This is a genomic window from Stenotrophomonas sp. 05L44_2, from assembly GCF_056665995.1.
In genome coordinates this window covers 1-3,778 of record NZ_JBFTNR010000415.1, presented here as the reverse complement: position 1 = coordinate 3,778, position 3,778 = coordinate 1, and the positions used below count along the sequence as shown (strand labels likewise).

The 3,778-nt window shown below is 67.3% G+C and carries 3 protein-coding genes; 2 read left to right on the top strand and 1 reads right to left on the bottom strand.

The features are described 5' to 3' along the window. The coding region (gene htpG, locus AC1VAN_RS14615) for a molecular chaperone HtpG (RefSeq protein WP_480986065.1) at positions 1 to 1,524 on the top strand (1,524 nt) is incomplete at its 5' end. A 310-nt stretch (positions 1,525 to 1,834) separates the two neighbouring features. Here the strand turns inward: htpG and AC1VAN_RS14610 are convergent. Beyond that, positions 1,835 to 2,137, bottom strand: coding sequence for a hypothetical protein (locus AC1VAN_RS14610; RefSeq protein WP_442252388.1), 303 nt, complete (start codon positions 2,135 to 2,137; stop codon positions 1,835 to 1,837). A 131-nt stretch (positions 2,138 to 2,268) separates the two neighbouring features. Here AC1VAN_RS14610 and ftsY point away from each other — a divergent pair, with 131 nt between their 5' ends. Further along, complete coding sequence (gene ftsY, locus AC1VAN_RS14605; protein ID WP_478013586.1) at positions 2,269 to 3,609, top strand: signal recognition particle-docking protein FtsY; 1,341 nt, start codon at positions 2,269 to 2,271, stop codon at positions 3,607 to 3,609. Positions 3,610 to 3,778: the final 169 nt, after the last annotated feature.

Genomic DNA, 3,778 nt, shown 5'->3' with positions numbered 1-3,778 from the left:
GGCCAGTTCGGCGTCGGCTTCTACAGCGCCTTCATCGTCGCCGACGAAGTGGAAGTCACTTCGCGCCGCGCAGGCCTGGCCGCCAATGAAGGCGTGCGCTGGACCTCGCGTGGCGAAGGCGATTTCGATGTCGCCACCATCGACAAGGCCGAGCGCGGCACCCGCATCGTCCTGCACCTGAAGGACGGCGAGCACGACTTCGCCGACGGCTGGCGCCTGCGCAGCATCCTCAAGAAGTACTCCGACCACATCGGCCTGCCGATCCAGATGCCCAAGGAAGGCGGCGAAGAAGGCGCCGCGATCGAGTGGGAAACCGTCAACCGCGCCAGCGCGCTGTGGACCCGCCCGCGCACCGAGATCAGCGATGCGGAGTACACCGAGTTCTACAAGCACGTCGCCCACGACCACAGCGACCCGCTGGCGTGGAGCCACAACAAGGTCGAAGGCAAGCTGGAGTACACCTCGCTGCTGTACGTGCCGGGCCGCGCGCCGTTCGACCTGTACCASCGYGAWGCGCCCAAGGGCCTGAAGCTGTACGTGCAGCGCGTGTTCGTSATGGAYCAGGCYGAGYMGTTCCTGCCGCTGTACCTGCGTTTCATCAAGGGCGTGGTCGATTCCAACGACCTGTCGCTGAATGTCTCGCGCGAGATCCTGCAGTCCGGCCCGGTCATCGATTCGATGAAGGCCGCGCTGACCAAGCGTTCGCTGGACATGCTGGAGAAGCTGTCCAGCGACAAGCCCGAGCAGTACGCCACGTTCTGGAAGGAATTCGGCCAGGTGCTGAAGGAAGGCCCGGCCGAGGACTACAACAACCGTGAGAAGGTCGCCGGTCTGCTGCGCTTCGCTTCCACCCGTGGCGAGGCCGATGCGCAGACCGTCTCGTTGGCCGACTACATCGGCCGCATGGCCGAAGGCCAGGACAAGATCTATTACCTGACCGGCGAGAGCTACAGCCAGGTGCGCAACAGCCCGCACCTGGAAGTGTTCCGCAAGAAGGGCATCGAAGTCCTGCTGCTGACCGATCGCATCGACGAGTGGCTGATGGGCTACCTGACCGATTTCGACGGCAAGGGCTTCGTCGACATCGCCCGCGGCGACCTCGACCTGGGCGCGCTGGAGAGCGAAGCGGACAAGCAGGAGCAGGAAGCCGCAGCCAAGGACAAGCAGGGCCTGGTCGAGCGCCTGAAGAACGTGCTCGGCGATGACGTGGCCGAAGTGCGCGTGTCGCACCGCCTGACCGATTCGCCGGCGGTGCTGGCCATCGGCGAACAGGACCTGGGCCTGCAGATGCGCCAGATCCTGGAAGCCAGCGGYCAGAAGGTACCCGACAGCAAGCCGGTGCTGGAGATCAACCCGGGTCATCCGCTGATCGCCAAGCTGGATGCCGAAGCCGATGGCGCACGTTTCGACGACCTGGGCCGGGTGCTGTTCGACCAGGCCGCACTGGCCGCCGGCGACAGCCTGAAGGACCCGGGTGCCTACGTGGCCCGTCTGAACAAGCTGCTGCTGGAACTGTCGGCCTGACCGATGCCGGGATCGCCCGGCCTGGCGGTGCCAACCTCGGTTGGCACCGCCATTGCCCCGGTAGATGCCAACCTTGGCTGGCGCTGCTGTTGACCTGGTAGATGCCAACCTTGGTTGGCGTTGCTGTTGGCCTGGTAGATGCCAACCTTGGTTGGCGCTTGAAAAGCTGCCGAGCAGGGCTTGACTGCAAAAGCGTGCCAACCAAGGTTGGCACCTACCAGAGCCGGTCGGATCAGGCACGCACCAGAGCCGGTCGGATCAAGCCCGTCCCAGATGCGGTCGGATCAGACCCATCCCAGATGCGGTCGGATCAAGCCTGCCGATCCAGCAGCGAGCCCAGCATCTGGTCCTCGCGGCGGATCAGCGCGGCATTGGCGGCGAAGGCCACCACCTCGGCCTTGGCAGCCAACAGATCGCCCAGCGGTGCGGTCGGATCGGTGTCGCCATGGGACGTCACGCGGGTGTCCACCCCGCCCTGCGCTGCGGCATCGCGCTGCAGCTGCAGTCGTGGCGCATCCGGGGTCGCCAGGTTGGCCACATTGTGCGCTGCCACCTGCACGCCCTGCTGGGCCGCACGCATCCGGCTGAGCGCAACACCTGTCACATCGTTCATCGGCGGTCTCCCAGGCCACCCAACGCAGCCCTCCGGACCGGTTAACGGCCGCGTAGCTGCGACCTTGAGTCCACGCCGGCCATACAGGCCCGGGTGGTAGCATATCCCTCTGATTTCAGCGCCTTTTGCCAATGCTCAGTTTTTTCCGCCGCAAGAAGCCCCAGGACGCCGCCACACCGGACGCGCCCAAGACCCAGCATTACTCGGCTGAAGAGCTGGCGGCGGCATTCCCGTCGGCAGCGCCACCCGAGCAGGCCCCGGCCGCACCGGTAGCCCCGCCGATGGTGGAAGCGCCTGTGCCAGCTGCCACGCCCGAGGTCGTTGCGCCCGCAACGTCAATCGCGCCGGCCCCGCAAGCACCACTGCGGACGGCGCAGGAAACCATCCCCGAAGCCGCGCCCGCCCGCGTGCTGGCGCCGGAGAACTTCGAAGCCGAAGCGGCCGCCGCCGCCGCGGTGCTCGCCCCGCTGGCCCCGGTCATCCCGGCGCAGGAACCAGCCGCCCCCGCCGCCGATCTGCCGGTACTGGTCGATGCCCCGGCTGCTGCGGCGGGCAAGCCCGGCTGGCGCGAGCGCCTGCGCAACAGTGCGTTCGCCCGCAGTTTCGGCGGCCTGTTCTCGCGCAACCCCAAGCTCGATGACGACCTGCTGGACGAGATCGAGACCGCGCTGCTGACCGCCGACGTTGGCGTTGCCGCCACCACCGACCTGATCGCCGACCTGCGCAAGCGCATGAAGGCGCGCGAGTTCATCGATGCCAATGCCCTGCTGGCGGCACTGCGCGCGGACCTGATCGCGATCCTGCAGCCGGTATCCAAGCCGCTGGTCATCGACCGCAACGCCAAGCCCTTCGTGATGCTGACCGTGGGCGTCAACGGCGTCGGCAAGACCACCACCATCGGCAAGCTGGCCAAGCGCTTCAAGGACGAGGGCCACAGCCTGATGCTGGCCGCTGGCGATACCTTCCGCGCCGCCGCCGTCGCCCAGCTGCAGATCTGGGGCGAGCGCAACGGCGTGGCCGTGGTCGCGCAGGGGCAGAACGCTGATGCCGCCTCGGTGGCCTACGATGCGCTGCAGGCCGGCAAGGCCCGCGGCACCTCGGTACTGATCGCCGATACCGCAGGCCGCCTGCACACCCAGTCCGGGCTGATGAACGAGCTGGGCAAGATCCGCCGCGTGCTCGGCAAGATCGACGAGAACGCGCCGCACGAAGTGCTGATGGTGATCGACGGTACCACCGGCCAGAACGCGCTTTCGCAGCTGCGCCAGTTCAATGCCGCGGTCAAGGTGACCGGCCTGGTGGTGACCAAGCTGGACGGTACCGCCAAGGGCGGCGTGGTGTTCGCGCTGGCCCGCGAGTTCGGCATTCCGATCCGTTTCGCTGGCATCGGCGAGCGCCCGGAGGACCTGCGCGTGTTCGATCCGGAAGCCTTCGTCGACGCCCTGTTGCCCGAAGCGCTGGGCACTGCCTGACGCGTCCGCATCCACGCATGGCGTGGCTCTACTGCAACCCGGTAGAGCCACGCCATGGGTGACCGGCCGCTGCCGTAGTAGAGCCACCCCATGGGTGGCTGCCTTTTGGAGTACCGATGCCCCGCCAGCCGAACGCCAGCGCCACGTCCGCCCCTGAGCACGGCTTCGT